Source organism: Kribbella sp. (assembly GCF_035655035.1).
GTDB lineage: Bacteria > Actinomycetota > Actinomycetes > Propionibacteriales > Kribbellaceae > Kribbella.
The window spans coordinates 1-5302 of the sequence record NZ_DASRVN010000620.1; the positions used below are offsets into that span (position 1 = coordinate 1).

At 68.2% G+C, this 5302-nt stretch carries 7 protein-coding genes; 1 reads left to right on the top strand and 6 read right to left on the bottom strand.

Going from position 1 to position 5302, the window contains the following annotated elements:
- The 6 genes from VFF46_RS32485 to VFF46_RS32510 all read right to left on the bottom strand — a co-directional run.
- Nucleotides 1-851: hypothetical protein (locus VFF46_RS32485; RefSeq protein ID WP_325041063.1), on the bottom strand; the 851-nt coding region annotated here is incomplete at its 3' end.
- The gene (locus tag VFF46_RS32490; RefSeq protein WP_325041064.1) at nucleotides 848-1030 is read right to left on the bottom strand and encodes a hypothetical protein; all 183 of its coding nucleotides are present in this window, start codon (nucleotides 1028-1030) and stop codon (nucleotides 848-850) included. The genes VFF46_RS32485 and VFF46_RS32490, both read right to left, overlap by 4 nt.
- Before the next feature lie 85 nt (nucleotides 1031-1115).
- Nucleotides 1116-1943: a DUF72 domain-containing protein gene (locus tag VFF46_RS32495; protein ID WP_325041065.1), complete on the bottom strand. Its 828-nt coding sequence runs from the start codon at nucleotides 1941-1943 to the stop codon at nucleotides 1116-1118.
- 2 nt (nucleotides 1944-1945) lie between these two features.
- A complete protein-coding gene (locus VFF46_RS32500) occupies nucleotides 1946-2485 on the bottom strand; it encodes a GNAT family N-acetyltransferase (RefSeq protein WP_325041066.1) in 540 nt (179 codons plus the stop codon).
- Between the two features lie 58 nt (nucleotides 2486-2543).
- Nucleotides 2544-3623 carry an inositol-3-phosphate synthase gene (locus VFF46_RS32505; protein ID WP_325041067.1) on the bottom strand — a complete coding sequence of 360 codons (1080 nt, stop codon included), beginning with the start codon at nucleotides 3621-3623 and terminating at the stop codon, nucleotides 2544-2546.
- On the bottom strand, nucleotides 3620-4204 hold the full coding sequence (locus tag VFF46_RS32510) for a PadR family transcriptional regulator (protein ID WP_131284360.1): 585 nt from the start codon (nucleotides 4202-4204) through the stop codon (nucleotides 3620-3622). The genes VFF46_RS32505 and VFF46_RS32510 overlap by 4 nt, the downstream gene beginning before the upstream one ends.
- 214 nt (nucleotides 4205-4418) lie before the next feature.
- Between VFF46_RS32510 and VFF46_RS32515 the strand changes: the two genes are divergently transcribed.
- On the top strand, nucleotides 4419-5302 hold an 884-nt coding region (locus VFF46_RS32515), incomplete at its 3' end, for a TIGR00366 family protein (RefSeq protein WP_325041068.1).

Genomic DNA, 5302 nt, shown 5'->3' on the forward strand with positions numbered 1-5302 from the left:
AGGCCTGAGAGCGCTGTGTGGATGGGGGTGCGGGCTCGGGGGACGGCGTAGGCGGATTCGGCGGAGAGGATTTCTTGGGTGAGGTGGGTGAGGAGGTTTGCCGCGGTCAGGCGGGACTCGGCGGTGGCCAGGTCGGGGGACGTGAGCTCGTAGGCGTCGAGGTGGGAGAAGGCGGTGCGGAGGATGGATTCGAGGCGGGGGTGGGTGGGGGAGCCTGGAGGCTCCAGGGCGGGAAGGCGCGTGGAGTTGTAGAGGAGGTCGACCAGCATGGGGAACTGGCCGGCGGCGGTTTGGCGGTTGAGGGACTGGAGGGTGTGGCCGGAGGGTTGGTCGGTGCGGGTGTCGAGATCTGCGGTCAGGTCGCGGACGGCAGGGACGAAGGCCGGGTAGTAGCCGCCGCAGCGGACGGAGTTGATGCCGGGGGCAACCTTGTCGATGCCCAGGGCGTTGATGTAGTCGTCTAGATGGTCCTGCGCCCAGGCCTCGGTCACGCCCTCTTCCAGCTCGCGACTGCCGGGTTTCAGGAAGCCTTCGCGGGCGGCTTCCTGGGTGGCGCCGGCGGGGCCGAGGAAGTGTGCGTGTTCGTGGAGGATGGTCGCCAGCGATTCCCGGTAGGCGAGCAGGGTCGGCGGTGGGCGGTACTCGCCGGCGTGCTCGTACAGGTGCTGGAGTGGGTCGAGGATTGCCTCGCGATCCAGATACAGCGTGCCGTCCCAGTGGGCGAGGCCGAGGATCGCGCTGTCGGTGGAGACGACGTATCCGTTCCACGCGGACTGGTCGGCGCCGGCGAGCACCCGAGCGGTCTCGCCGCTGGCGGCCAGCAGGTCGCCGACCGATTCCGGCGTACTCACGGGCGCATCGCGAGTGCGTACCGGGCGAGGGAGTCGGCGGCGCGGCGGTAGCGGGTCTGCTCGTGGGGATCGTCGACGGTTGCCGCGAGGCGGCTGAGCTCGGTGATCAGCCAGTCGTTGCGCGCCAGCCGCTCGGCGCGGGCGTCGGTGCCGGTGGTGGGATGGGTCGAGTGCTCCATGGTTGTCCTCCCGAGTGGTGAAGTCGGCGGAGAACATACGGAGTTCGACGCCGTTTCCACGGGGGACTTTTGGAGCTGTGGATAACTAGAACAGGGTGGGCGGCTCGATCTCGGCGGGTTCCGGGAGCGGGGCGAGCGTGGGGACGGCCGCGGCGACGGCGGCGTGGAAGCGGCGGGCGAGGTTCAGGGCCTCGGCGTTGTCCGGGGTGTGCAGGAAGATCGTCGGCGAGCGGCCCTCGGAGAGCCAGGTCACCACCAGGTCGACGAGGTACGCCCAGCCGTCGACGGTCTCCGCGACGGAGTCGCGGCCGATGTAGCGGACGATCGGGCAGCCGGTCAGCGCGCGGGTGCGGCGGGCGACCCGGGGCTTCTTCATCCACGCGTCGCGTTCGGCGAAGCTGGTCGGGCGGCGGGAGAACAGCGTTCCGGTGTCGAACGGGATCCATTCGGCCTGAGCGCGCGCCAGTACGCGTTCGAGATTCGCAGCGGCCTGAGGATCATCGAAGAACGAGCGGTGCCGGACCTCCACGGCGTACCGGTGTTCTCTGGGGGCGCTGTGCAGGAACGCGGCGAGCGTGCCGAGATCGGTGGGCGAGAACGCGGCCGGCAGCTGGATCCAGACTGCGTGGTTGCGCGGGCCGAGCGGTTCGATCGCGTGCAGGAAGGCGCGGAGCTCGGTCTCGGTGTTGGTGAGCCGGCGTTCGTGCGTGATGACCTGCGGCAGCTTCACCACGAACCGGAAGTCGGGCGGCGTCTGCGCGGCCCAGTTCTCAACGGTTGAGCGGGACGGTGTCGCGTAGAAGGTCGTGTTGCTCTCGACCGCGTTGCACCAGGACGCGTACGACCGCAGTTTGTCCCGCGACGGCTGCGGCCATGCGGCGTGCGTCCACTGCGCGCAACCGACGTACAGCATGCCTACAACTTTCGCACGTACTGCCGACACACATGCACCCGCCCGAACCGCTCCCGCATCGCGACCTCAGCCGAGATCGGAGCGTGCATGAAGGCGGTCACCACTCTGTCCACACCCTCCGGCGGAGCGAATCCGGCGTCGTCCTGCCACGTCTTGTAGACATGCAGATACCGGAACTCCTCGCGGAACCCGGACCGCTGGTACCAGTCGTTCGCAGCCAAATCCCCACGCGTCCAGGCGTCCAGTAGGTCGGATTCGAGCCGCGGCAGGACAGCCTGCAGAAGGCGCGTCGCCAAACCCTGACGCTGGTGGTCGGGGTGGATGGCGAGTACGGCGATCGTCGCTCGGTCCGGGAAGAGCTCCACGTCCATCAGGCCGACGACCGTGTCGTTGTCGACGGCCACGAGGCGGTGGGCGGGGTTCGCGAAGGTGGGGCGTTCGAGGACGATGTCGTCGAAGTACTCGGTGTCGAAGAAGCTCAGGAGGCGGCAGCGCAGCCAGCTGGGGGAGTCGGTGTCGCGGTACTCACGGATCTCGGTCATCCGGCGACATGATGGCACGCCGCCCCGGGTGCTGGGGCGGCGTGCCGGTACCGCAGGGTCAGCGCTCGACCTCGCCGCGGATGAACTTCTCGACGAGGTCGCGGCAGACGTCGTCGGCGTACTGCTCCGGCGGCGACTTCATGAAGTACGACGACGCGGACAGGATCGGGCCGCCGATGCCCCGGTCCTTGGCGATCTTCGCGGCGCGGATCGCGTCGATGATGATGCCGGCCGAGTTCGGCGAGTCCCAGACCTCGAGCTTGTACTCCAGCGACAGCGGTACGTCGCCGAAGTTGCGGCCCTCGAGCCGGATGAAGGCCCACTTGCGGTCGTCCAGCCAGGCCACGTAGTCGGACGGGCCGATGTGGACGTTGCGGTCCTCGATCTCCTCGCGCAGCTGCGAAGTGACGGACTGGGTCTTGGAGATCTTCTTGGACTCCAGGCGCTCACGCTCGAGCATGTTCTTGAAGTCCATGTTGCCGCCGACGTTCAGCTGGTACGTGCGGTCCACGGTCACGCCGCGGTCCTCGAACAGCTTGGTCAGCACGCGGTGCGTGATGGTGGCGCCGATCTGCGACTTGATGTCGTCGCCGACGATCGGCAGGCCGGCCGCGGTGAACTTGTCCGCCCACTCCTTGGTGCCGGCGATGAACACCGGCAGCGCGTTCACGAACGCGACGCCCGCGTCGATCGCGCACTGCGCGTAGAACTTGGCCGCCTGCTCCGAACCGACGGGCAGGTAGCAGACCAGTACGTCGACCTGCGCCTCGCGCAGCGTCGCCACCACGTCCACGGGTGCGGCGTCGGACTCGGTGATGGTCTCCCGGTAGTACTTGCCGAGGCCGTCGAGGGTGTGACCGCGCTGGACGGTGACGCCGGTCGGCGGTACGTCGCAGATCTTGATCGTGTTGTTCTCGCTGGCGCCGATCGCGTCGGCGAGGTCCAGGCCGACCTTCTTGCCGTCGACGTCGAACGCCGCGACGAACTCGACGTCGCGCACGTGGTACTCGCCGAACACGACATGCATCAGACCCGGGACACGCTCCTCGGGCTTGGCGTCGCGGTAGTAGTGCACGCCCTGGACGAGCGAGCTTGCGCAGTTGCCGACGCCGACGATCGCCACTCGGATCGAGGTCATCTGGAATCTCCTTGGGTAGGCGGATGGTGCTGGTCAGGGGGCCGCTGTTGGCGCCGCTCGCCGTCGATCAACTCGTTCAGCCAGCGGACCTCGCGCTCGGCCGACTCCAGGCCGTGCCGTTGCAGCTCGAGGGTGTAGGCGTCGACCCGCTCCGCCGTCCGGCTCATCGCCGCCCGGAAGTTGGCCAGCCGCTCCTCCATCCGGGCCCTGCGGCCCTCGAGGATGCGCAACCGGGTGGCCGGATCGGTCCGGCCGAAGAACGAGAAGCGGACGCCGAAGGTGTCGTCCTCCCAGGCCGACGGACCGGCTTCGTGCATCGCGTGCGCGAAGTAGTCCTTGCCGTCGGCGGTGATCGTGTAGACGATCTTGGGCCGGCGCCCCGACTCCGGCGTCCCGGGGTCGGCCGTGATCAGCCCGTTGCGAAGCATCGCCTTCAGGCACGGGTAGAGCGAACCGAACGACAGTACGCGTCCCCAGCCGAACTGGGCGTTGACGCGCTTGCGGAGCTCGTAACCGTGCATCGGCGCTTCGTGCAGCAGACCGAGTACGGCGAGCTCCAGGACCCCACTGCGGTTTCCCATGACTCACCTCCCACGGTCTAGTTTGTCATGACCTGATGTATCGGTTCGATACATCGCGCAGCCACTGTAAGCAGACCCGATGCCTGTGGACAACTCTTGACAAACCCGGCCTTTGTCACCTTCGGGCCGCGGCGCGCCCGGAAACCTGTTACGTCAGGCGCCGAGCTGCGTTAATCGAATGACACCCAGCGTCGTAGCCCGGGAGCGGAGGGTAATGACCGACACTCATGGGAAGCACGCCCGAGCCGAGGTCGAGGCCGAGGGCGTGCTCGCCCGGCTGGCCCTGCGGTTCACCGCCTTCACCGAGAAGTGGCTGCCGGACGCCTTCGGGTTCGTCCTGGTCGGCACGTTCGTGGTGCTGCTGTTCGGCCTGGTCACCGGTGAGCCGCTGCTGAAGCGCCCCGACGACCCGGCCGCGACCAAGGGCTTCGGCCTGGTCGATGCCTGGGGCATCGGTTTCTGGTCGCTGATCACATTCACCCTGCAGATGGCGATGATCATCATCGGCGGGTACGCCGTCGCCACCAGCGGCCCGGTCGCCCGGTTGATCACCCGGCTCGCGCGGATCCCGAAGAGCCCGCGGAGCGCCGTCGCGTTCGTCGCCGCGGTCGCGATGCTGGCGTCGTACCTGAACTGGGCCTTCAGCCTGATCTTCGCCGCGATCCTCGCGCGTGAGGTGGCGCGGAACGTACCGAAGGCCGACTACCGCGCGCTCGGCGCGATGGCGTTCCTCGGCCTCGGAACCGTGTGGGCGCAGGGGTTGTCGGGCTCGGCCGCGTTGCAGGTGGCGAGCGCGAGCAGCAGCCCGCCGCCGGTGCAGGAGGTGATCAAGGCGGCCGGTCACGCCAGTGGACTGATCCCCCTCAGCGACACGATCTTCACTTGGCAGGCGATCGTCGCGACGCTGATCGTGTACGTCGTCGGCGTCGCGATGGCGTGGTTCATCGCTCCGCGCGAGGGCAGTTCGCGGACGGCGGAGGACATCGGCATCGAGCTCAAACCGCTGATCGGCCGCGGATCGCCGTACAACGGTCAACGCCAGGAGGCGCGTCGACCGGGTGACTGGCTGGAGCACTCGCCGGTGTTCAGCCTGCTGAT

Bases quoted from the DNA above. Each gene is read 5' to 3' on its own strand.
- VFF46_RS32505 (WP_325041067.1), bottom strand. From the start codon at position 3,623: ATGACCTCGATCCGAGTGGCGATCGTCGGCGTCGGCAACTGCGCAAGC.
- VFF46_RS32495 (WP_325041065.1), bottom strand. From the start codon at position 1,943: ATGCTGTACGTCGGTTGCGCGCAGTGGACGCACGCCGCATGGCCGCAG.
- VFF46_RS32490 (WP_325041064.1), bottom strand. From the start codon at position 1,030: ATGGAGCACTCGACCCATCCCACCACCGGCACCGACGCCCGCGCCGAG.
- VFF46_RS32510 (WP_131284360.1), bottom strand. From the start codon at position 4,204: ATGGGAAACCGCAGTGGGGTCCTGGAGCTCGCCGTACTCGGTCTGCTG.
- VFF46_RS32500 (WP_325041066.1), bottom strand. From the start codon at position 2,485: ATGACCGAGATCCGTGAGTACCGCGACACCGACTCCCCCAGCTGGCTG.